The following is a 21,967-nucleotide window of genomic DNA, read 5'->3' as shown; positions in this document are numbered from 1 at the left end:
CGTTTCGCTTAACAAATGTAAGCTGCACCTACGATGATAAGCAATATGAACAGTACTACGAGCAGTGCGAAACCGTTTGAATATCCTCCGCCCATGGTTCATTACCTCCTTTTCATGATCAATATATTTGTATGTATCAGGAAAAAGTTTGACTAGACGAATGCCCTTTATTTAAAATCTTTTTACAGAAAGCCACAATATGTTATGATACGCATATGCAATTTAATTTGGATGATTAGGAGTGTTTAAAGGAATGAAGAAAATCGCGATAGCAGCTATTACGGCAACGAGCGTCCTGGCTCTCAGCGCTTGCAGCAGCGGCGACAACGACGTGATTGCCAAGACGGATGCCGGAAATGTAACAAAAGGCGAGCTCTACACGAACATGAAAAAAACCGCGGGCGCAAGTGTGCTGACACAGCTCGTACAAGAAAAAGTATTAGCAAAAAAATACAAAGTATCGGATAAAGAAATCGATAACAAGCTGAAAGAGTACAAAACGCAGCTCGGCGATCAGTACAGCGCCCTTAAACAGCAGTACGGCGAAGATTACCTGAAAGATCAGGTGAAGTACGAACTGCTTGCACAAAAAGCGGCGAAAGACAACATCAAAGTGACTGACTCCGATACGAAAGAATACTACGACGGCTTAAAAGGTAAAATCCGCGCGAGCCACATCCTTGTCGCTGACAAAAAGACAGCTGACGAAGTGGAGAAAAAGCTGAAAAAAGGCGAGAAGTTTGAAACGCTTGCGAAAGAATACTCAACTGACACATCAAAAGACAGCGGCGGCGACCTTGGCTGGTTCGATAAAAAGTCAATGGATGAAACATTCAGCAAAGCTGCATTTGGCCTGAAAGTCGGACAAGTCAGCGATCCGGTCAAAACCAAATTCGGTTATCATATCATCAAAAAGACAGAAGAACGCGGCAAATATGATGACATGAAAAAAGAACTGAAAGAAGAAGTTCTTAAACAGAAATTAAACGACAACTCAGCTGTACAGGCGGCAATTCAAAAAGTCATGAAAAAAGCTGACGTAAAAGTGGAAGACAAAGACTTAAAAGACACGTTTAACACTTCAACATCATCATCTTCTCAATCTAAATAAAAAAACTGTGCGGGCTCTCGGTGAGCCGCACAGTTTTTTTATGCGATGGAATGATTGGAGTTTTCTTCCGCATCCGCGTTTTCACTTGGGGGCGCCGCCATACGGCGCTCGCGTTCCTGTTCCATCCGTTCAATATACACCCTTCCTTCTTTTTCAATAAACGACTGGTCAAGCTTTTCCTCTTCTTTAGCTGTTGTGAAAAGCTTATAGGCGCTGAAAATAATTCCGATAATGCAAAGGTATACCCACCAAGGAAAAAATAGCACGTCGGTTTCCTCCCTTTTTCACCCAGAGTCTTTATTCTAAGCTATGCTTGATAAAGACAAGTTATGAGAGCTGAACGTAAAAAAGACCGATCATAGAGAATCGGCCTTTTTATCTTATTGATGGAAAGTCGGTTTGTAGAAAGAACGGTTTTCAAGCGCAAATACACGCTCTGTGTATTCGCCCGGCTTCACCCGTTCCAGCGCTCTGTCCATCATGATCATTTTTGCATCCAGATTGTCAATGTAGTGAAGAATTTCCGCTTCCTTCACCATCGGCGGTTTCGGGCTTCCCCATTCCGCTTTTCCGTGATGGCTTAAAATCAAATGCTTCAGAATCAGCACTTCTTCAGCGTCAATCTGAAGCTCTTCGGCTGCTTTTGAAAGCTCTGTCACCATGATCGAAATGTGTCCGAGCAGATTCCCTTCCACGGTGTACGTTGTGGAGACGGGGCCTGAAAGCTCTTTTACTTTGCCGAGATCATGCAGAATGACTCCGGCATACAGTAAATCCCGGTCAAGAGACGGATACAGATCGGCTATCGCTTTTGCCAGGTTCAGCATGGACACTACATGATACGCAAGCCCTGAAACGAACTCATGGTGGTTTTTAGCCGCCGCCGGATAATCCATAAACTCAGCCGCATATTTTTTGACCAGATGTCTCGTGATCCGCTGGATGTTTGGATTTTTCATTTCAAAAATGTATTGAGTGACGGTTTCCATCATTTCGTTTTTCGGAATCGGCGCCGTTTCCAGAAAATCATCAATGCTGACATTTTCGTTCTCGGCGGCCGGCCGGATGTTTCTCAGCTTAAGCTGGTTTCGTCCGCGATAGTGATGGACATCTCCAATCACCTTCACGATCGTCTGCGCCGCGTACGTTACTTCATCAGTCGGCTTGGCATCCCACAGCTTCGCTTCGATATCTCCCGATTGGTCCTGCAGCATTAACGTCAGGAATGGTTTTCCGTTGCTTGCGATTCCCTTAGTCGAAGATTTAATCAGAAAGTATTGATCGACCTGCTCGCCGACCTCGTGCAGCATAATACCTTTTGCCATTCTATTAAAAGCTCCCTCCATATCTTACATAATACCAGTATAGCACATACCTCTTTTTTGAAAATAAACTCTTTTATGACAGGAGCCGCATGACTTGTCCGCTGTGAAAAGACCGGCTGACATGCTCATGGCAGGTAAAATAAAGTATCTGCCGCCCGCCTTCTGAAAGCTGATTCAGCACATCAAACAGCCGCTGCAGCCGCTGCCTGTCAAAATGGACAAAACTGTCATCAAGTAAAAACGGCAGTGATACCGCAGATTCCCTCTCTGACGCAAGGGCAAAACGAATCGCCGCATAAAGCTGCTCGCATGCCGCCTGTGAGAGTTCGCCTGCAGAAAACACCGTTCCGTCTTTCCGCATGACCATAATGGAATCATCAGCCTCGGAAAAATACAATTTGTGATAGCGTCCGTCCGTAAGCGGTCCGTATAATGCACCGGCGGTTTCTAACAGACGGGGAAGCGTCACTTTTTTATGCCGCTCCATTTTTTCCCTGATAATGTGTCTGACCGTCTGTAATGCGGCCCACTCTTTAGCGGTTTTTTTCACGCGCTCCTTCTGCATTTCTGTCTGCTGTTTTAAATCGGATACAAGCCCCGAGGACTCCAGCTGCTCTTGCTTCACCGTTAATAAAGCGGTTTGCTCACGGAGCTGGGCGCTTTTTTCCTCAAGCGTTTTTTTCTCTGTTTCCTTCTGAACGACTGTATGTTCAAGTTCGGACACTGTGCGGCTCATGTACGGCTCCAGCTGTTTTCCGCCTATGCCGGACAAGTGCGTTTTGATTTCGCGCAGCTGCCGCTCTGTTTCCCGGCGGCTTTCATTCAGCCTGGCGAGTTCACAAAAGTGTTCGCGGTTTTTTGCGCCTGCCGCCATGAAAAGCTGTTTGACCTGCTGTTCGTAGTAATGAACTTCTTCGTTTAATTCACGCATTTGCTCTTGTGCATGCAGCAGATCCGTTTCGAGCGCCTGCTTTCGTTTTGCTTCCTCACGGGCCCGTTCCGCCTGCGCCAGCAAAACGTGCAGTCTTTCTCTTACGGACAGCTCCCCTCCGTCTGAAGGACTCAGCTTTTTGACCCGGTCCTCAAATGCTCTTTGCAGCTTTTGCAGCCGGCCCGCTTCAATGGTCAGCTCATGCTTGTTAAGGATTTCTTTTTTGACATCTTTCATTACATGATATGCGTCAAGAAGATGGGAAGGACTTCCTGAAAACCCCAGTTCCTTCATAAAAAGTTCCGCCTGTTTTTCAGACGGCGCCATTTCCGCCTCCCATTCTTCATATTGGCGGATGACTCTTTCATATGCCGCTTCTTTCTGTTCAAGCACGGCTTGATCCGCAATCAGCTGCTGCCGGTGCCGGCCGTCACGCCAAAGCTCTTCCTGCAGAAGATCAGCCGCTTCTTTAGAGATCGCCGGCTTCTTTTTCTTGTGTCCGGGCCCTCCTCTTTCTGACGGCAGCGGTTTTTGCATGCCGGACAGCATATACAGCAGCAGAGCACCGGTAAAAAGGGCGGCGGGCAGCCATTCCTTTAACATAGCGAAAATCGCAATGAACAGAATGCCCGCACCGAGAAAGAGCTTTTTTTGTTTGGCGCGCTGTTTTTCCAGCTGCTGAACATGTGCCTGCCATTCGTTTCCTTCTGTATCAGCCGTTTGCTTATATGATTGTAAAGCGGCTTCTTTTTCTTTCCTGACAGCGGGGTCCAAAATGTTTTCCGCCGTCAAGGCATGTTTTCGTTCGGCTTCTTCCAGCTCCAGCCGCGCTTGTTCGAAAATCGCATCAAGCTGTGTCTTTCTTTCTCTTGCCTGTCCGGCGCTCTGCACGGCTTCCTGCAGCCGCCATTCATATTCATAATCGGTGTTCAGTGAAAGAATGCCGTCTTCCTCATGTCTTCCGAGCTGCTGCAATCCTGACAAAACGCGGGCAGATGTCTGCCGGATCTGTGATTGGATGGCTGCAAGCTGTTCGCCGCGCGATTCATACATATGCTGCTCGCCGGAAAGCTCCTGCAGCTGCCGCTCTTTTTGCAGCAAGTCCTCATTTGGAGCGAGCAGATCAGCCTGCCGCCTGAGTTCAGCCGCTTTTGCCCGAAGCCCCTCAAGACGGGCCGCTTTCGGATGGAGATGCGATTCGTATTTTTCAAGCTGATGCATTCCATCCTTCGGGAATTGCTTCAATGCTTCCGGATAAGAAGAAAGTTCGCTTTCCAAGGCTGTTTTTTTGTCTGCGAGCGGCTTTGCTTCTATCGCCGATTTTACTGTTTTGATTTCTTCAGTTATGTCTTTCAATCGTGCTTCGGCATCCTGCAAACGGCCGCCGGCGCTTTTTTTCTCTTCCAGAAGGCTGTGATAGCCCGCTTCCGCAGCTTCCGCCTGTTTCAGCTGGGCGCTGAGCCGCTTTAATGTATCCAACTCCTGATTTAAGCGGGGGTTCCGCCCGTTCGGCTTATACATCCTGTCAAGTTCTTTTGCCAGTCGCCCGTCAAGCTTTGCCGCCGCTTCTGACCCGAATAAGCTCGAATACAGGAGAAACTCGCCGATTTTGTCCCGGTTAAAAGCTTGAATCTCCTGCAGTCCGAATACATCGAACGAATAGATCGCTTCGTACAGCGCCCGGTCTGTATCGGAGAGAAGCTGTTTGAGCCATTCTCCGTCCTTGATTTCGCCTGAAGCCGTATACACTCTGACTTTTTCGGCAGCGCCTTTTGTCCGTTCGATTTTGACAGCGCCGTGATCGCCATGCTTCAATTCCACAGTGCCGCCGTAAACCCCGCCGTTTTTCGGTTCGTATTTTTTTGATTTCGGAAAACCGAACAGCACGCTTTTGATAAAGGACATCAATGTCGTTTTGCCCGCTTCATTTAACCCGTAGATCACTTGCACGGGAGAATCTGACAGCTGAAAACTTCGGTCTGAAAATTTTCCGTATTGGTAAATATGCATCGCCGTTATTTTCATCGCTGAAGCTCCTTCATTTGGCGTCTTAAAACGGCTTGAGCCTGCCGCTTAATATCCAGTATCTCTTCATCTGTAAATGAAGCCATCTGACGCCGGTATACGGGATGACGCTCAAGGGCTTCAAATACACCGCTCATGTCCGCGCATTGTTCTATGTCCTGAAGGAGCCCTTTAAAAAACGGATCGGGCGGCACGGTGTCTGTTTCATCCGTCCGATCCTCAAGCGCAAGCGGCCAGACGAAACATTCCTCTTCGGCCTCTTCCTCCTGTAAAGCGGAAAGAAGCTCCTCCGCGATGCCTGCGGGCGCCTCCGTCCAAAAGCGGGGCGCCGCGCCGCGAAGCACCAGCCTGACACATGCCGGGCGGCCCGCCGCGCGCAAGCCGGAGAATGTATCCGATGCGGCTTTCAGAAGTGAAGTCATATGTTCAGCTCCGGAGATATCAAGATCAATTTCCTCCCATAACACATCATGCGCTTCTTTGAATTCCCAAGACATCTCACCGTTTGCCGCCCGGACGAGATAATATCCCTTAGGCCCGGTTTCTTTTAAATGCCGGGCTTGAATATTCCCCGGGTAAATGGCGGCGGGATGCTGGGCGGACAGAACCTGCCGTTTATGAATGTGTCCGAGCGCCCAGTAATCCATGCCGCTTTTTTCAAGGTCTTCTTTCGTAAACGGGCTGTACGGGTCATGCCCTTCCGCTCCTGATAACATGCCGTGGAGCATGCCGATATGATAAGGCGCGCCGGTCATTTTCCGGTAACGGGCCGCCTGATTGACCGTTACGCTTCTTTCCTGATAGCTGCATCCGTATATGCTTGCCGCAAGCTCTCCGTTTTTAAAGAAAGATTTTTCCTCCGGTGTATCCGAGGTGAATGTATGTACATTTTCAGGCCATTCAATCGGCGTCCACTTACCGCCCAAATGATCATGGTTGCCGAATATGACGAACACTTGGATATCCGCTTCCTGTAATCTCGTAAACTGTTTTCTCAAAAACAGCTGGGCTTTTAAACTTCTGTTGGCTTCGTCAAACAGATCCCCCGAAAGCAGCACGAAATCTGCCTGCTCCCGGAGTGCCCCGTCCGTCAGTCGGCGGACGCTGTGAAATGTGCTTTCTTTAATACGCGCATATACCGGTTCAGGCAGATTCGAAATGCCGTAAAACGGGCTGTCCAGATGCAGGTCAGCGGCATGAATAAACGTCAGATCAGCCATCTCGCCCTCCCCTTTCTGCAAATTGAATTACCCTTATTTTAGCACCGTTTTTATACGAATGCACGTTCTGTAAAATAAAAAAACAGCCCGGCTGTTCCGGGCTGTTTCACTTATTTTTTGGAGATGCGCAGCGCTTGTTTGATCGCTTTGAATCCGCTGGCGTTTCCGTAAATCAAAACGCCGCCTTTGTAAATTTTCGCGCCGACCGCTGCAAAGATCACGATAGTGACCAGTGTCAGGGCGATTCCGGCCGCAGCCTGCCAAAACGGGATATCGAGCATCCCGACGCGTAAAAACATAATCATCGGCGTGAAAAACGGAATGTAAGATGTAACGGTAATAAAACCGGCGTCAGGATTGCCGATGCCGAACATGGCGATCATAAAACCTGCCACGACTAAAAAAACCATCGGCTGAATCGTCTGCTGTACGTCCTCTATCCGGCTGACAACACTGCCGAGAAACGCGGCAAGCGTCGCGTAAAGAAAATAGCCGAGCAAATAGAAAATGACAGCATAGACTATCGTCGAGACGGGAACATCCGTAAAATTGAGAAATGCACTGATCGGCGACGACGCATCATTTTGAGGGTTCAGCTTCAGTGAGAGATAACCAGCCGCAATCAGCACCGCAAACTGTGTGATCCCCACGAGCGCGATACCGAACAGTTTGGCAAACATCTGCTGAATCGGCGGCATGCTTGAAATTAAAATTTCCATGACGCGGGACGATTTTTCCGTCGCCACTTCCATCGCAATCATGCTTGCGTACATGATAACTGAGAAGTAGATGACAAACAGCATGATGTATACAAGCCCCATTACCTGACCGAGCTCTTCCTCAGATTTCGCCCCTTTTTCCAGCGCGTCTTTGCTGACTTCCGGCGGAGTGTAGAGGCTGCTGACTTTTTCTGCCGAAATGCCGAGCTTGGCGGTTTCAACAGCGGTTTTTGTCTGGGTTAAAGCCTGCTTGAGCAGTTTATATGCTGATTCATCGGAAATGGTCAGCGCCTTGTATGCTCCTGTTATCGTTCCTTTTTGATCTTGTCTGATGATAAACAGTCCGTCCCATTCACCGTCTTTGACACGCTTTACGGCATCTTTTTCGGACTCCTTCGTCTCCATTGCCTGCAGATCATTGTCTGTATCCGCCGCTTTAAGCTGTTTTGCAAACGCCGGGTACAGCCCGCCCGTTTCATCAATCACCGCAATTTGCTGCTTGCCGTCATCCGATTGAAACACGGATATAATCGATTGCAGGTTGGTCACCGCTAATACTAATAAAACGGTAATGGCCGTCGAAATAATGAATGACTTTGTCGCGATTTTGTTTTTATATGTATGAAACAGCATAATCCAAAATTTATTCATATACGGCCCCCACCTTTTCTATAAAAATATCATGCAGTGACGGCTCTTCCAATTCGAACTTCCGTATAAAACCTTTCCCTTGCAGCGCCTGGAAAATATCCTGAGAAACCGGTTCATTCGCGACCTGCAGTCTGATCCCGTCATTTGTTTCCTTCCATTTCACGACGCCTTCATGCGTTTTTAAAAAGCTGAGGTCATCATCTGAATGAACGGTGACATTTTTTTTGCCGAAAGACCGCTTAATGTCTTTCAGATTGCCTTGAACGACGGGTTTTCCCTTCTGGAGAATGCACAAATTCTCGCAAAGCTCTTCCACATGCTCCATTCGGTGGCTTGAAAAAACGATGGAAACGCCGCTGTTTTTCAAAGAAATAACCGCTTCTTTCAGCAGCTCGACATTCACCGGATCAAGACCGCTGAAAGGTTCATCGAGAATCAGCAGTTCAGGCTTATGCAGGACGGCCGAAATGAACTGGATTTTCTGCTGGTTTCCTTTCGACAGCTCTTCGACTTTCTTATTCTTGTAATCTGTAATGCCGAACCGCTCGAGCCATGTCATGAGCTCTTTTTCCGCCTCTTTTTTGCCCATTCCTTTTAATCTCGCCAGATAGACAAGCTGGTCACTCACCTTCACTTTCGGATACAGCCCCCGCTCTTCCGGGAGATAGCCGATTTTTTCACTGATGGAATAATTGACCGGCTGCCCTTTCCAGGTGATATGCCCGTCAGTCAGGCTTAAAAGACCTAAAATCATCCGAAAGGTCGTCGTTTTTCCCGCGCCGTTTGCGCCGAGCAGCCCGAACATTTCCCTTTCAGGTATTTGCAGGTTCAAATTGTCAACAGCGGTAAAGCTGCCGAATGTTTTCGTTACGTTTTCAATTGTAAGCACGAATCCAACTCCTTCCTTGACCCATTATATACTAATAATGGGTAAAAATTAATGGAGGATTTTAAATTCTTTATCAGAATATCATTCTATAAAGGGGGTGACATGATGGGACAATATGTATTGACCGCATTCCATGCGTCGGGAGAAACGCTGCTGAATGAACGGATCGAAGCGGATAATGAGGCGGAGGCGAAGGCCGCCGGAGAGGCTTTGTTAAAGGAAAAAAAGCTTGAGAACAGTACTCATCGCTTGGTAAATGAAGCCGGAAAGCTGATTTTATTCCACAGATAACAGAAGCTTTCCGGCTTCTGTATGTTACCGGTTAAATTGCGGCGTCCGTTTTTCTAAAAAGGCGCGGATGCCCTCTTTATGATCATCCGTTTTTCTCATATTTTCCTGGGCCTTTCGTTCAAGAGACAAAACATCTTTTAACCGGCTGATATGGAGGCTCTGATAAATAGCCTTCGTTTCAATCATCGCTGACAGCGGCGCATGCAGCAATCGGTCGATATACGGTTGTGCCCCCTCCGCAGGGCCGCCGCTGAACAGCCCGTCGGCAAGCTTGAGCCGCACCGCTTTTTCAGCCGGCAATTTTTCACCGCTCCAAATCAGTTTTTTCGCTTCGATCTCACCGACGCGTCTCATTAATAAATAATGGCCTCCTCCATCGGGAACCAATCCGATGCCGATGAAATTCATCGCGAGGCGGGCGTTTTCTTCAGCGAGCACCACATCGGCGCACAGCGCGAAACTCAGCCCGAGCCCCGCCGCAGCTCCGTGGATGGCGGCTATCACAATTTTTTTCATATCATAGAGCGTCAGTGTAATGGATTCGATCATTTTCATGAGCCGTTCATATTCTCCTGAATCATGATCCGACGTCATCATCTGAATATCACCGCCCGCGGAAAATCCCCGGCCTTCCCCCCGTAAAAGCACGATAAGCGCCTCACTGTCGGCTGCCATCACGCATGCGTTTTCCAATTCCCGGAGCATTTGTTCATTCAGCGCGTTGTAACTGTCAGGCCGGTTCAGCACAATCTCCGCAATCTTTCCCTTTTCTTCATAGCGAATATACTGCATGTTTACATCCTCCTTGAATCCGCTTACATATTTTGTTCAAATGATATATTCCTTCCGCCGAAGCGAAATTCCTTTATTTTTCAAGGTCAACAGATACCGAAAAATGCATATCATTTGAAACTGAACATACATTTTTATATAGTGAAATTGATATACAAAACAAAAGGGGGAAAACGCCGATAATGAAATATGTGATACTCAGCTTGTTACTGAGCTTTTTTATGGTGCTGTTCCCCCCTTCGGATGTCGCTCTTCCTTCCCAATTGGTGACAGAAACAGACAGCCATGTACAAATTTCGGTTTACCCGCAGGAAACGGATTCGGCAAAGACGCCGGTTCACACCAAAACCGCTCCGCAAGGCCTGTCAAAAGGATACGGTGCGTTATCCCGGATGATCTCCCTGTTATCTGTCAAACCTCTTGATCAATTCATTGATTCCACAATGGAAAGGACATGCGCCATTCCGATACAATACCAGTCAAATTACCTCCGGCATCAAGATCATTTCTAAAAGCCAAGTCTGTATTTACGGTGTAAAAACAGTATATTCCGGAGGGATTTTTTATGAATATTAAAGAAAACGATCTGCCCGGTATCGGGAAAAAATTCGAAATCGAAACGAGAAATCATGAAAAAATGACGATCATCATTCATGATGACGGCAGGCGGGAAATTTACAGATTTGATGACCGCGACCCTGATGAGCTTCTGGCAAGCATTTCACTTGATGATGCGGAAGCAAGACAGATTGCCGCGATTATCGGCGGGATGGTGTACAAACCGCAGGCGCTTGAATCGATTGAAATGGCGTTCAACGATCTGATTATCGAATGGTTTAAAGTTGAAAAAGGGGCAAAGGCGGCAGGGCGGACGCTCGGCGAACTGGATGTGCGTCAGAACTATGACGTGACGGTCATCGCCATCATTAAGCATAACCAGAAAAAGCTTTTAAACCCGGGCGCTGATTCGCTCCTTGAAGCAAACGATACACTCGTCCTCTCAGGTGAAAGAAAGCATCTGAAGAAACTGACCCAAGACTTCCTCTCCAGAGACGGAGTGTGATCTGTTTATGGACCATCTCGTATTTGAAGTCGGTACGGCGTTAGTTCTTGTAGCCATTGCGAGTGTCATCGCCAATAAAATTAAATTCTCGATCATCCCCTTCCTGATCATTTTAGGAATGCTTGTCGGGCCGCACGCGCCCCAAGCGGGCATCATTGACCTGACGTTTATCGAAAGCCGGGAAGTGATTGAATTTTTCGGACGGATGGGCGTCCTGTTCCTCCTCTTTTACCTCGGGCTTGAATTCTCGGTCGGAAAATTAGTCAAATCCGGACGTTCAATCGCCGCCGGCGGAACGATTTATATTCTGATTAATTTCAGTTTAGGGCTGATCTACGGCTTTATCACGGGCTTTTCCTTTTTGGAAGTGCTTGTATTGGCGGGCGTCATCACGATATCATCAAGCGCCATTGTCGCAAAGGTGCTTGTCGACTTAAAGCGCACGGCCAATCCGGAAACGGAGCTGATTCTCGGCATCATTATGTTTGAGGATATCTTTCTGGCGGTTTACTTATCGGTCGTTTCCGGGCTTGTTCTGGGAGACGCGACGTCTGTCGGAGGCGCGCTGATGTCAATCGTGATCGCTTTCGGATATATGCTGCTGTTTTTCATTGCCGCCCGAAAATTGCCGCCTCTGCTGAACAAGCTGCTTGATATCCGTTCAAACGAGGTATTTGTCATCGTCATTTTCGCCGCGCTCTTTTTCATTGCCGGCTTTTCCGAAACGATTCATGTCGCTGAAGCGATCGGCGCGCTCTTGCTCGGACTCGTGTTTTCGGAGACGGCCCATTCTGACAGGATTGAGCATCTTGTCGTGCCGTTCCGTGACTTTTTCGGGGCCATGTTTTTCTTCAGCTTCGGTCTCAGCATTGATCCGTTTTCACTCGGAGATGCGGTATGGCTTGCCCTTGGCGCCGTTCTGCTGACGATTGCCGGAAACTTTATCGCCGGCATGATCGCCGGGCGCCGGGCGGGGCTTTCTCATAAAGCATCGTCTAATATCGGGCTGACCATTGTGTCACGCGGCGAATTCTCCATTATCGTCGCAAATCTCGGCATCGCCGGCGGCCTGTCCGCTTCACTTAAACCTTTCGCCGCCTTATATGTTTTGATACTGGCCATCTTCGGCCCTTTGCTCACGAAAGAATCGAAGCGGATATATCTCCTGTTGAACAGCGTGTTCAAATGGAAGACGCCTGAAAAGAAGCCGCAGAAATCATAAAAAAACTGACCTCTTCATAAGGGGTCAGTTTTTTTGAGCGGGAAGAAATTGCTGAAAAGCCGTTTTTTTATTAATGGAGAAATGCTCTTTTCCCAGAATGGTATTGATGATTTTTTGATTTCTGTAAACAGACAGCTTCAAATTCGTAGCGCCCGTTCCGTGAGCATGATCAAGATTCGTTAATGTGAAAAAATGATGCCGCCTGTCGTCCTTAAAGACAAGACGGGAATCGGCCGTCACTTTAAACCGTTTCTCATCCTCCCATTCGATATCGGGGGCAATTGCCGTAAACCATTCCGGAATATGAGGTTTAAAACCGGTCGCCAATATCACTTTTTCTGAATCGGCCGTAAAGGTTTCATCCATCTGCCATTGATGAAAGCTCAGTACGCAGCGCCCGTTTTGCTTTTCAATTTTTTCAAGCTCCGCCATCGGCTGAATATACACGTCAGGCGAACCTCCGCTGATCGATCTGTGATACAGGGCATCGTAAATGGCGGCAAGTGTGTCAGTATCAATGCCGTGGCGCAGTCCGTCCAGCTCAGGAAGTGTGTTCAGCCGTTCTTTAAAAGGCAGGCGGTTAAAATATTCCACATAATCAGGTGTAAACATTTCCTGCCCGAGCTTGGCGGTTTCTAATTCTCGGAATCCGGCGGAGCGTGTCACCCATTGCAGCCGGCTGCGGCGGTATTTTTCATCGTGCAATAAGTCAGAAAAGATCTCCGCGGCGCTCTGTCCGGAGCCGACCACTGTAATTGATTCGGCGCCGGCGAGCTCGTCTTTCCGAAACAAATATTCCGTGCTGACCATCGTGTCCTGACGCGCTTCGGCAGCAATCTCTGCGGGAATAAGCGGTTCAGACCCCGTCCCCATGACGAAATGCTTCGTTTGATAGACACTGATGCTTCCGTCCTCAATGTTCTTGACGCTGACGTCATAATGTCCGCCGGCATTTTTCACGCCGATTACCTCTGAGCCGAAACGGCATGATTTGATTTCTGAAGCCGTCCAGCTCAAATAGTCGTTAAATTCCCGTCTCGGAATATCAAATTCATTAAACGTATAAAACCGGTACAGCCGGTCATGTTCATGGAGAAAGTTTAAAAACGTGTAGCGGCTTTTCGGATCGGCGAGCGTGACCAGGTCCGCCAGAAACGCCACCTGTAAATCCGTTCCTTTAATTAACAGGCCCGGATGCCACGCAAATTCTTTCTTTTTATCGAAAAAAAGAGCGTCTGTTCCGGGTATATCCTCTAACAATGCGGCAAGCCCTAAATTAAACGGCCCGATTCCCGCTCCTATGACATCATACATATTATGCACCTCTTGCGAATAACAGTCTGATAGTCTTTTCCCGTTTTTACAGACGGTTAAACATAAAAAAAACGGCACGCTGATTCCGTGCCGTTTTTGATATTATAATGCAGATTTGACGAACATCTCATCTAAGTATTTGATTTTCTCTTCTGTATAATGCTCGAATCGGTCATTATATGATTTCGGATCTTTCGGATTGGCGAAGTGCGTGATTTTTCCGGTTTCCGGATGAATGAATTTGCTTGCCGCGCCGCAGCCGATACCGATAATCGTCTGCACTTCTTCCATAATCATAATGTTGTAGATGCTTTCCTGACCAGGGAAGGAGTATCCGACATTTTCAAGGTTTCCGAGAATGTTTTTCTGCCGGTACAAGTAGTACGGCGTATAGCCGTGCTCTTTTGTCCAGCGGACGGCGTCATCCATCATGCGGGACACTTCCTGTCTGTCGGCAACTTTATACTTATGCTTGTTTCTCGTCATTTCTGACGCCCGTTTAAAAGAAAGCGTATGAACGGTCAAAGATTCAGGCATCAGCTTTTCCGTTTCCTCAAGACTGTGCCTGAACTCAGCCGTCCCTTCTCCCGGCAGGCCGATGATCAGGTCCATGTTGATGTTGTTCATGCCGTGTTTGCGGGAAAGATGGTATTTTTCGATGGTTTCTTCAACTGTATGATGTCTGCCGATGGCCTTAAGCGTTTCGTTTTCATAAGATTGCGGGTTGATGCTGATTCTGTCAATCTTATACTTATTTAAAACGGCCAGCTTTTCCTCCGTAATCGTGTCGGGTCGGCCCGCTTCAACGGTAATCTCCCTGATATTCGCGACATCCGGGAAAGAGCGGACCATTTCTTCATATAAAAGATCCATTTCTTCAGCGGTAATGCTTGTCGGCGTGCCGCCGCCGAAATAAATGGTCGTCACTTTGATATCATGCCGCTTCAGCCATTCTCCGATTTTCTGCATTTCATAGTGAAGCCCCCATAAAAAGGAGCCGACTCTTCCCGCCTGTCCTTGAATGGCATAAGCCGGAAACGTGCAGTAGGCGCATTTCGTCGGGCAGAACGGGATGCCGATATATATGCTGACTTCATCTTTGACGCGGTACAGATCGGGAACCGCAGCGAGCTGGCGGTCGACGATCTCCTGCATCAGATTGATTTTTTCATCATGGATCAAATAATCTTTTTTCAGATCGGCATGCGCCTCTTCTTTTGTCAGGCCGCTCTGCAGCTTTTTATGAAGAAGTTTAGTAGGCCTGATGCCGGTTAAGATTCCCCATTTTTGTGTCATGCCCGTATGCGATTGAAGAAGATTTAAGTAGACGTACGACAGCGTGTTTTTCACCTGTTTAAATACTTCTTTTTCGCTCCATCCGGCAAGAAGCGGTTTCGTGTGATGTTCCTTTTCGCCGGTTCCTTTGATTTCTCCGGATACCGACACGCTGTCTGCATCTTGAGAAATGGCAAGTGAGATGACGAGATCAGAGGGTTCCTCCGTTTCGCCGTACGCAAGAACACACTCTTCAAAAAATAAATTCGCGATGTTTTGCAGCGGACGATGCAGCCTGTCATCCGTGATGCCGTCTATTTTTATTTGCAATGTGATCACCTTATTTTTCAGATTCAAAACTTTCTTTAGTGTACAGAAAGAACAGGCTAAAATCAATCCGCGAAAAAGCCGCAGACCGGCGGTTCGCGTCTGCGGCTCTTGATTACGGCCGTTTCATATGGAACTTATCGAGAAAGCCTTTGCGGTGCTGCATGCGGAAATATTCCTTAATCATATAGGCGACTCCCTGTTCATCATTTGACCTTGTCACCCAGTCCGCTTTTCTTTTTAATTCATTTGAGGCATTCCCCATCGCGACGCCGAGACCGGCCAGCTCGATCATCGGCAGATCATCTTCCTGATGGCCGATAGCCACAACCTCTTCCATTGAAAGCCCGAGTTCAGCGGCGACCATCGAAAGTCCGCTTTCTTTTGAAACCCCTTTAGGCACGATGTTCAGTTTTTCTCCGTTGACGCGGATCACATCGACGGCCGGGAATGCTTTCATTATCGTATCCGTTATATCAGCCTGCAGGCCATCTTCGGCATGCACTTCAATGACGGGCGCTGAAACCGGCTCATCAAGGAGCAGGTCACTTAATGATTCGACAAACTGCACCGGATAAAAAATCGGGTCAGACGGATGAATCATCGTTTTCCCGACCAGATTGGAGTTCACTTTCTTCTTGTTTCCGATCGAATATTTTTCGTGAAGAAGCCGGATATTGCATGGATAGCTTTCCAGCACCTGAACAATATTAAACGTGTGATCTTCTGATATTTTCTTTTCAAAAAACGGCTCATCTATTTTTTCAGAAATGTATGCGCCGCTGTGGGTAATCAATTTCGCATTCAGCTTTAATATTTTCGCCACTTTTTGAGCGGAGCGAAAATGGCGGTTTGTGACCAGTGTGACGTAAATTCCTTTTTTCTTGACGTATTCGATGGCATCCTTTGTCGTCTGATGAAGTTTGCCGTTGGAGCGAAGAAGCGCTCCGTCTATATTTAACGCCAGCATTTGTTTTGACACAGAGAAGTCCCCCTCCTTGATGACTGTACTTGTCATTAGGATATGACCCTGTCTCTATGTTTAGAACAACCTTTTCTCCGCAGCAAAAAAGCCTGCCTCAAGCAGACTTTGAACTGTCGTTTTGTTGGGATACGATCGATTTGCTGCCTTCTCCCCAATGTGTATTTCTATTTACGAAATATATCAGGAACCCCTTATTTGACCGTTGATGCGCTCGTTTCACTTACTCTCTGTTGCTACCCCTTATCATACCAGGCAGTATAGGCGACCGTATCCTTAGATCATCTGTAAGTGTAGGCGCTTTCAGAGTTATTATCTCAATTATATTGTTAAAAAACAAGGGTTTTTTTAACTAAAAAAATCAGAGGAAATATCTATGCTGAATGTATGATAAAGTTGAAAGAGAACATACATTCCCATATAATAAAAGAAAAAAAGCGGTGACTGTCATGTCTCTATTAAAAGATATTTATAACGAAGAATTTGCAGAAGCACTTCTGAACAGAATCAAATCGGCGTATCCGGCTTTTGAGCGGGACAAGTGCCGGGCGCTGATGTTTCAGGAAGATTGGCCCGGACTGACGTTAAAACAGCGAATGCGCCGGATCACAGACTCTTTATATGAAACACTGCCGAAGGATTACATACGGGCGCTTGACGTCTTATATGAGACAGCTCCCCACTTCTCAGGGCTCGCCGGGATTATTTTTCCTGATTATGTCCAACAGTACGGAACGGATCACTGGGACGAATCAATGAAGGCGCTTCAGTATTTCACTCGTTTTTCCACTTCCGAATTTGCGGTCCGCCCGTATATCAGGCTTGACCGGGAGCGGATATTCAAAGAGTTCCTTTCCTGGACGGAGCATCCGGACGAACATGTCAGAAGGCTTGCCAGCGAAGGCTCAAGACCGCGCCTGCCATGGGGAATCTCCATTCCGGCTCTTCTTGAAGATCCTTCTCCGATTCTCCCTGTTCTGGACCGCTTGATGCAGGATGACTCGTTATATGTCAGAAAAAGCGTGGCGAATAACCTGAATGACATCTCCAAAACACATCCGGATCTTCTGGCACAGATCGCAGCCGAGCGGTTCGGAAGCTGTCCGCATACGGACTGGATTTTGAAGCACGCCTGCAGGACACTGTTAAAAAGAGGAGACAAACAGGCGCTTGCGATTTTCGGGTTTGAAGACGCCTCCCGGATTTCATTGGAACGTTTTACACTGAATCCGGAAACGGCCGCCATCGGAACAAGCATACATTTTTCTTTTCAGATCCGCTCATCCGCCCGGCAAAAAGTCAGGGTTGAATACGCGATTGATTTTGTAAAGAAAAGGGGGCACCGCAGCCGCAAGGTGTTTAAGATGTCGGAGTCCGCCATGGATAACGGAGACGTAAAAGCCTTCAGCAAACATCATTCCCTTAAAGATTTAACCACCCGCAAGCATTATCGGGGAATTCACACTCTGTCTGTCATCATTAACGGAACGGTAAAAGGTTCGCTTGATTTTTCTGTTGAATAAAAAAAGCCCCTCCATTTCATAGATGGAGGGGTGTGGAGCTTATTGCGGGCTGCCGTAAAGCTCTTCAAGAGGTTTCATAATGATTTTGTTTAACTCGCCGATCAGCATGCTCATGCGCTGTTCCGCTTCCATCAGCTGAGAAATCAATTCATGCTGCTGTACGAGAGCCACCGTTTTTTGTGCCTGCTCTACCTCTTCCTGAGTGATTTCTTCACCTGACATCTGTTTCTGCTGCAGCTGCAGCTGTACATTGCGGAAGTTATCAAACATGCGTTTTGCGGATTCATCTGCGTTTACTTGATCATAAAGCCCTCTCAGACGGCTGTATTCATCACTGTTTCGCAAAGCTTTTTCAAGATCATATGCTGCATCATAAAAATGAACTGCCATAGTAACCGCTCCTTTCTTCCTTTCGGACATACCACTCCACTATAACAGACTGCGGAGCGACTTTCATCATCGGCGTATGTTTTCCTTAGAAAAGAATGACAAACAAAGCCTGAATTGCTCCGATTATCCCGCCGAGCAGACCGCCTAAATACGTTATCATCTTAAATTCTCTCTTGGAAATCGACAGCACCATTTCCTCCAGCCGTTCAACGGGAAACTGATCAACCTGCTCTTTGACCACTTCCTCAAGACGCAGCCGTTTCAGCACATCCTTCAAATGAGCGGCAATACTGCCGAGTGCCGCATCAAGCAGCTTCGGCGCGTACGTTCCCGTAATCTCCCCTTCATAACGGGAAATGATGTCACCGAGCCGGCATTCGAAAAAGGGCGCGGTTTGAAGTGCGGCCAAAGCCCGCTTTTTCATGCTGAACAGCAGATCTTTCGCATTCCACTTTTCATCGGCTTCATAAAGTGTATAAGATTTGAGCTTGCCCCATTCTTGAGAAAGCAGATCAGCCAGAAGCTTTTTCGTTTCCTCATTGCGCAAAAACTTTAACAGCTCAGGCAGCACACGGTCTGCCAAGCTTGAATTGCCGAGGAACATCTGCACCATGCTGCCGAGCATCCCCCGGGAATTCAAAAAGTCGTCAATCATATTTCCGAGCCTGTCTTTCCCTTCTTCGCTCTCAAAATAATCAATGCTCCGCTTCAGAATATAATCTGCGGCCAACGGGACTTTTTCATCCAGCTTTTCCTGAAGCTCATCAGGAAGCCAGTCTTTTATGGCGCGGTGCTCATATTTCCGGTACAGTTCCGAAAGCTTTTCATCGGTAAAACGGTCAATCCAGGCATCCGTCTTTTCCTGCGGATTCCGGATGCCCGCGGCGGCCAAAGCTTCGTGCACCGTCATCTCGGAAGCGGCCATTTTTTGCGTGAATTGTTCGGCGAAAAGAAGCGCCTGGTTTTTAACGGTATCTGATAAAAGCCGCTTTTTTATTCCTTCCGGGGTTAAAAGGTGGTTCGTCACCATGAGCCCCATTTGTTTTGCCAATTCATCCCGCCTTTTCGGGATCAGCCCCGGCGTAAACGGAACCCGTTTTCCGAACAGGTAATACGGCCGGTACGGACGAAATAACATCTGAATGGCAAGATGATTCGTCACCGCGCCGATCGCGGCTCCGATCACAATCATAAATAGAAACGTTCCTGCTATGCCCATTCCTTTTCTTCTGCCTCCATCTTATGTTCTATTTTCTTGATGATATATCTATTCGTATTATAGAGGCTGGCGGGCATGCGGGCAAATGAAGAACCTGAATTGTTGTTTGTGAGGAATAAGGCAAGATGCTGTTTCGTACTCTTTACAGTAGATCATCTTTTATGATGCGCTTAGCATATTTATTGGATGGAAGGGCCGTTCCATCAGCGGCTTTTTGAATAAAGGGGGAGTAAAATTATGACAACACTCGGTTTTATGTCTGTATCCCGCCGGCACGAAGAAGATTACGCCGGGGAATTGGCTGAAAGAGCGCCTCAATATAATGTGCGCTTAGCCCGCTTTACACCGTTTGATATATTTCCGGATTCTTTGCGCGTGAAAGCGCTCGTCTATCACCCGCAAAGCGGAAAGTGGAACGAAACGGAAATCGATATTCCCGAATATATTTACGACCGCTGTTTTTACGGAAAATCCGCTGAAGCGCAAAAAGCCAAACCGATCGTCGAATGGCTGAAAAAATATCGGAAAACGGAATTTATCGGCCGGGGGCTTCCTGATAAATGGACGGTCACGGATGCGCTCCAAAAGCATCATCTGATCAGTCCCTATATTCCTGAAACGGCCGAAGTCAGCCGCTATGAACAGGTGCAATCATACTTAGCCAAGGAAAAAGCATGTATACTTAAGCCCGCTTTCGGCGCGGGAGGCAGAGGCATCATCCTGCTTGAAACAGGCAAAAAATCAATTACGGCCACTTACTATATCGGAAAAAACAAACAAACAAAATCATTTTCCAATCACGTGTCTTTTAAGTCTTGGTGCAAAAAAGTGCTGCAGCACCGCTATTTGCTTCAATCCTACTTAAATATCCAGGATAAAGAGCGGCATCCGTGCGACATCCGCATTTTCATGCGCAAAACTGAGTCAGGCGTTTGGGAAACGGTCGGAAAAGCGGTCAGAAGGGGTTATCAGAACGGTCTTTTATCTCATTTGCCCGGAGGATCAGAACCGATTAAGTTTGACACATGGTTTGAGGAAATTCCGAGAAAGCAGCAGGCCGTTTTATTGGATGATGTCTTTTCGATCACCCAATCCGTCCCTTATTTCCTTGATGAACGGTTCGGACCGCTGTTTGAGCTGGGGCTCGATATTTGTTATGCCAAAGACGGACGCATCTGGCTTTTGGATGTCAACTCAAAGCCGGGACGGAAAGCTATTTTAAGCGTGGCTCCGGAGGCGAAAGAGGATTTGTATACGAGTCCGCTGAGACGCTTCCGCGAACTTCAGTCACAGGAAAGCCGGAAAGGAGTATTACCGCGTGAATCATAAAGGGATGATTGTCGGCATCGATAAAAAAAGCAAAAATACGCTGTTTCTCCCCTCCTCCATGAAACGGGAAGGGCTTTTATCGGCTGCCTTCGGGACCAAGGTTGTCAAATGCCGTGTAGCCTTTTCTCAATCACTTGAAAAAAGCGCGCTCCTTTCTGAAGATTTGTTTGAGGAGCTGTTGATACCGCATAAAAGCCGGGCTGACTTTCTCATACACGGCCAGACGGTGCACATCGGACCGCTGATCGGCGTTTTCACAGCCGGGTTCACATCATCGCCGTCCCGCCCGTTAAGAGACCGTACAGCCTTCTTTTCCAAGATGCTCTCTCTTCATGAACAGGCGAACGGATATTGTTTCGTTTTCGGGGCCCATCAGATCAACTGGGAGGAAGGCACCGTCCAAGCGCTGATTTATAAAGAAAACAGCTGGAAACGGACGGCCGTCCCGCTTCCGAATGTCGTATATGACAGGCTCCCGAGCCGAAAAACGGAAGAAGTTCCGCTTTTACAGCAGACAAAACAAAGGCTGATGAATGACTATCAGATTCCGTGGTTTAATCCGCAATTCTTTAATAAATGGGACATTCATAAGCTTCTGGAAAAAAACAGTCTCACCGCTTCACTTCTGCCAAAATCTGTCCTGCACCCGAATGCGGAAGCGTTAGAAACGTTATGCAGCACGTTTGGCACCGTCTATATCAAACCTGCAGACGGCGCACTCGGCACGGGGATTTATAAGGTGGAAAAAACAGATGCCGGCTTATCTGTCAAACACACGAATGAGGAAAAAACGGTGGTGACGGCAGAGTATTCAGATGCGGCATCCTTCATGACATCATTTAAAGAAAACAATGACCCGTCCGCATTTTTAATTCAGCAAGGCATTGATCTGATCCGGCTGGATGGGCGCCCCGTCGATTTCAGGGTGCACACGAATAAAAACGCCGAGGGGAAATGGACAGTGACGGCCATTGCGGCAAAAATTTCCGGTGAAAACAGCATCACGACGCATCTGGCAACCGGCGGAGAAGTCAGGACGTTAGCTGAATTATACGGCGATCCGCGAGAGAGAGTCGGCATGATGCGGAAACTTTCAAAAGCCGCCTTGGCGGTCAGCCGCGTGTTAAATGAGCACATTGAAGGTTTTATCGGCGAAATCGGTTTTGACCTCGGCGTCGATCATTCAGGGAAAGTTTGGATGTTTGAAGCCAATTCCCGCCCCGGGCGCAGCATTTTTTCCCATCCGAAGCTGAGATCGGTCGATTACCTGACAAAACGGAGAAATTTTGAATACGCGTCGTATTTATCAGAACGGTCCATCACCGCCCCGGAAAAACTTTGGCGGTGAGGCTGTCTTTTTTTAGGTTTA

Annotated in this window: 21 protein-coding genes; 8 read left to right on the top strand and 13 right to left on the bottom strand. The window is 47.6% G+C overall.

Features of this window, described 5'->3' with window-relative positions; translation table 11 throughout:
- Nucleotides 1-8 precede the first annotated feature (8 nt).
- Nucleotides 9-95 (bottom strand): sporulation protein YhzE1, encoded by an 87-nt coding sequence (yhzE1, locus tag AC1RRX_RS03900; protein WP_017417375.1) that lies wholly within the window; start codon nucleotides 93-95, stop codon nucleotides 9-11.
- A gap of 158 nt (nucleotides 96-253) precedes the next feature.
- On the opposite strand from yhzE1, the gene prsA reads away from it, so the two are divergent.
- Nucleotides 254-1,111 carry a peptidylprolyl isomerase PrsA gene (prsA, locus tag AC1RRX_RS03895; RefSeq protein WP_144464086.1) on the top strand — a complete coding sequence of 286 codons (858 nt, stop codon included), beginning with the start codon at nucleotides 254-256 and terminating at the stop codon, nucleotides 1,109-1,111.
- A 38-nt stretch (nucleotides 1,112-1,149) separates the two neighbouring features.
- Here the strand turns inward: prsA and AC1RRX_RS03890 are convergent, their stop codons facing one another.
- The 6 genes from AC1RRX_RS03890 to AC1RRX_RS03865 form a co-directional block, all read right to left on the bottom strand.
- A complete protein-coding gene (locus tag AC1RRX_RS03890; protein WP_015417149.1) occupies nucleotides 1,150-1,377 on the bottom strand; it encodes a sporulation YhaL family protein in 228 nt (75 codons plus the stop codon).
- Nucleotides 1,378-1,491: 114 nt separating this feature from the next.
- Complete coding sequence (gene yhaM / locus AC1RRX_RS03885; RefSeq protein WP_094032915.1) at nucleotides 1,492-2,436, bottom strand: 3'-5' exoribonuclease YhaM; 945 nt, start codon at nucleotides 2,434-2,436, stop codon at nucleotides 1,492-1,494.
- A gap of 73 nt (nucleotides 2,437-2,509) precedes the next feature.
- Nucleotides 2,510-5,392 carry an ATP-binding protein gene (locus AC1RRX_RS03880; protein ID WP_094032914.1) on the bottom strand — a complete coding sequence of 961 codons (2,883 nt, stop codon included), beginning with the start codon at nucleotides 5,390-5,392 and terminating at the stop codon, nucleotides 2,510-2,512.
- Nucleotides 5,389-6,612, bottom strand: a complete 1,224-nt coding sequence (locus tag AC1RRX_RS03875) for a metallophosphoesterase family protein (RefSeq protein ID WP_094032913.1) — start codon at nucleotides 6,610-6,612, stop codon at nucleotides 5,389-5,391. The genes AC1RRX_RS03880 and AC1RRX_RS03875 overlap by 4 nt, the downstream gene beginning before the upstream one ends.
- Before the next feature lie 110 nt (nucleotides 6,613-6,722).
- Nucleotides 6,723-7,982 (bottom strand): ABC transporter permease, encoded by a 1,260-nt coding sequence (locus AC1RRX_RS03870; protein ID WP_014304724.1) that lies wholly within the window; start codon nucleotides 7,980-7,982, stop codon nucleotides 6,723-6,725.
- Nucleotides 7,975-8,871, bottom strand: a complete 897-nt coding sequence (locus tag AC1RRX_RS03865) for an ABC transporter ATP-binding protein (protein WP_094032912.1) — start codon at nucleotides 8,869-8,871, stop codon at nucleotides 7,975-7,977. The genes AC1RRX_RS03870 and AC1RRX_RS03865 overlap by 8 nt, the downstream gene beginning before the upstream one ends.
- Before the next feature lie 105 nt (nucleotides 8,872-8,976).
- Between AC1RRX_RS03865 and AC1RRX_RS03860 the strand changes: the two genes are divergently transcribed.
- Nucleotides 8,977-9,162, top strand: a complete 186-nt coding sequence (locus AC1RRX_RS03860) for a YhzD family protein (RefSeq protein ID WP_015239502.1) — start codon at nucleotides 8,977-8,979, stop codon at nucleotides 9,160-9,162.
- A 24-nt stretch (nucleotides 9,163-9,186) separates the two neighbouring features.
- Here AC1RRX_RS03860 and AC1RRX_RS03855 read toward each other — a convergent pair whose 3' ends face one another.
- Nucleotides 9,187-9,954 carry an enoyl-CoA hydratase gene (locus tag AC1RRX_RS03855; RefSeq protein ID WP_007409232.1) on the bottom strand — a complete coding sequence of 256 codons (768 nt, stop codon included), beginning with the start codon at nucleotides 9,952-9,954 and terminating at the stop codon, nucleotides 9,187-9,189.
- Nucleotides 9,955-10,136: 182 nt separating this feature from the next.
- Here AC1RRX_RS03855 and AC1RRX_RS03850 point away from each other — a divergent pair, with 182 nt between their 5' ends.
- Genes AC1RRX_RS03850 through AC1RRX_RS03840 form a run of 3 tightly spaced genes read left to right on the top strand, consistent with a single transcriptional unit; the run spans nucleotide 10,137 to nucleotide 12,239 of the window.
- Complete coding sequence (locus AC1RRX_RS03850; RefSeq protein WP_144464088.1) at nucleotides 10,137-10,466, top strand: hypothetical protein; 330 nt, start codon at nucleotides 10,137-10,139, stop codon at nucleotides 10,464-10,466.
- A 53-nt stretch (nucleotides 10,467-10,519) separates the two neighbouring features.
- Nucleotides 10,520-11,017 (top strand): cation:proton antiporter regulatory subunit, encoded by a 498-nt coding sequence (locus AC1RRX_RS03845; protein WP_144464090.1) that lies wholly within the window; start codon nucleotides 10,520-10,522, stop codon nucleotides 11,015-11,017.
- 7 nt (nucleotides 11,018-11,024) lie between these two features.
- Nucleotides 11,025-12,239, top strand: a complete 1,215-nt coding sequence (locus AC1RRX_RS03840) for a cation:proton antiporter (RefSeq protein WP_003155266.1) — start codon at nucleotides 11,025-11,027, stop codon at nucleotides 12,237-12,239.
- Nucleotides 12,240-12,263: 24 nt separating this feature from the next.
- On the opposite strand, the gene AC1RRX_RS03835 is transcribed toward AC1RRX_RS03840, so the two are convergent.
- The 3 genes from AC1RRX_RS03835 to AC1RRX_RS03825 all read right to left on the bottom strand — a co-directional run bounded on the left by AC1RRX_RS03835 (nucleotide 12,264) and on the right by AC1RRX_RS03825 (nucleotide 16,137).
- On the bottom strand, nucleotides 12,264-13,553 hold the full coding sequence (locus AC1RRX_RS03835) for a lysine N(6)-hydroxylase/L-ornithine N(5)-oxygenase family protein (RefSeq protein WP_144464092.1): 1,290 nt from the start codon (nucleotides 13,551-13,553) through the stop codon (nucleotides 12,264-12,266).
- 102 nt (nucleotides 13,554-13,655) lie between these two features.
- The gene (locus tag AC1RRX_RS03830; protein ID WP_007409236.1) at nucleotides 13,656-15,158 is read right to left on the bottom strand and encodes a coproporphyrinogen III oxidase; all 1,503 of its coding nucleotides are present in this window, start codon (nucleotides 15,156-15,158) and stop codon (nucleotides 13,656-13,658) included.
- Nucleotides 15,159-15,270: 112 nt separating this feature from the next.
- Nucleotides 15,271-16,137 carry a Cof-type HAD-IIB family hydrolase gene (locus AC1RRX_RS03825; RefSeq protein ID WP_012117197.1) on the bottom strand — a complete coding sequence of 289 codons (867 nt, stop codon included), beginning with the start codon at nucleotides 16,135-16,137 and terminating at the stop codon, nucleotides 15,271-15,273.
- 449 nt (nucleotides 16,138-16,586) lie between these two features.
- Between AC1RRX_RS03825 and AC1RRX_RS03820 the strand changes: the two genes are divergently transcribed.
- Nucleotides 16,587-17,660, top strand: a complete 1,074-nt coding sequence (locus AC1RRX_RS03820) for a DNA alkylation repair protein (protein ID WP_492870894.1) — start codon at nucleotides 16,587-16,589, stop codon at nucleotides 17,658-17,660.
- Between the two features lie 39 nt (nucleotides 17,661-17,699).
- Here the strand turns inward: AC1RRX_RS03820 and AC1RRX_RS03815 are convergent, their stop codons facing one another.
- Together AC1RRX_RS03815 and AC1RRX_RS03810 are read right to left on the bottom strand one after the other, a co-directional pair.
- Nucleotides 17,700-18,050, bottom strand: coding sequence for a YlbF/YmcA family competence regulator (locus tag AC1RRX_RS03815; protein ID WP_007409239.1), 351 nt, complete (start codon nucleotides 18,048-18,050; stop codon nucleotides 17,700-17,702).
- 85 nt (nucleotides 18,051-18,135) lie between these two features.
- Complete coding sequence (locus AC1RRX_RS03810) at nucleotides 18,136-19,269, bottom strand: DUF445 domain-containing protein (protein ID WP_007409240.1); 1,134 nt, start codon at nucleotides 19,267-19,269, stop codon at nucleotides 18,136-18,138.
- A 237-nt stretch (nucleotides 19,270-19,506) separates the two neighbouring features.
- On the opposite strand from AC1RRX_RS03810, the gene AC1RRX_RS03805 reads away from it, so the two are divergent.
- Complete coding sequence (locus AC1RRX_RS03805) at nucleotides 19,507-20,598, top strand: YheC/YheD family endospore coat-associated protein (RefSeq protein ID WP_012117192.1); 1,092 nt, start codon at nucleotides 19,507-19,509, stop codon at nucleotides 20,596-20,598.
- Nucleotides 20,588-21,946, top strand: coding sequence for a YheC/YheD family endospore coat-associated protein (locus tag AC1RRX_RS03800; RefSeq protein ID WP_007409242.1), 1,359 nt, complete (start codon nucleotides 20,588-20,590; stop codon nucleotides 21,944-21,946). The genes AC1RRX_RS03805 and AC1RRX_RS03800 overlap by 11 nt, the downstream gene beginning before the upstream one ends.
- The last annotated feature ends 21 nt before the right edge of the window (nucleotides 21,947-21,967 follow it).

Source organism: Bacillus sp. GW821-FHT11D08 (assembly GCF_058808515.1).
This window is presented reverse-complemented; position numbering and strand designations above follow the sequence as displayed.